General features: G+C 41.5%; 1 pseudogene. It reads left to right on the top strand.

Annotation, left to right across the window (positions count from 1 at the left end):
• Positions 1-190, top strand: a pseudogene (locus tag ACYVRA_RS08005) (phenylacetate--CoA ligase); the annotation flags it as partial.
• Between the last annotated feature and the right edge of the window lie 466 nt (positions 191-656).

The raw sequence follows: 656 nt of genomic DNA, 5'->3' as shown, positions 1-656 counted from the left end.
AGTACAGGTTGAGATGACGGAAGACCTATTCTCGGACGAGCTAAAACGCATAGAGCAAAAAGAGAAAGAGATAGAGCATCAGTTAAAAGAATCTCTATTAGTCCACAGCCGGGTAAAATTAGTCGAACCCAAAAGCATAGCGAGGAGCGAGGGGAAAGCTAAGAGGATTGTTGACAAGAGGAATATTTGATTTTGACTCACTAGCGTCCCACAGCTTTTGATGTTTTTGCATTTTTTTAAAGATAAATCTTTTTAGATCTTTTTAAATCTTTTTAAGACGAAAGGCGCTACGCGCCTTTCATAGATAAATGCGGGGTAAACCCCGCATTTTCAATCAAAACAAAGCCGCGCGGCCGCCCGATGTTTTGACGTTATCTTTTGATTGAAGTTCGGGGGTTTACCCCCGAACTATCTATGGAAGGCGAAGCCTTCCGTCTAAAAAAGAATTTAAAGATTTTGACTTTATCTGTTGGTGTACTACACGTAATATGTGTTAATTAGGTATATCGTCAAAAATGGCTTTTTGAGGTTGTTTAAGGCTGTCTCTTATACACATCTGTTACGACATCGGCAACGGTTTTGCGATGGGTCTCGGTTTTTACACCGCGTATCAATGCGTACGTGAGAACGGCGATATACGGAACCAGACCGCGATT

This window comes from Treponema sp. R8-4-B8 (genome assembly GCF_054786175.1).
The sequence above is the reverse complement of the archived record's forward strand: the minus strand, read 5'-3'. Positions and strand labels throughout refer to the sequence as shown.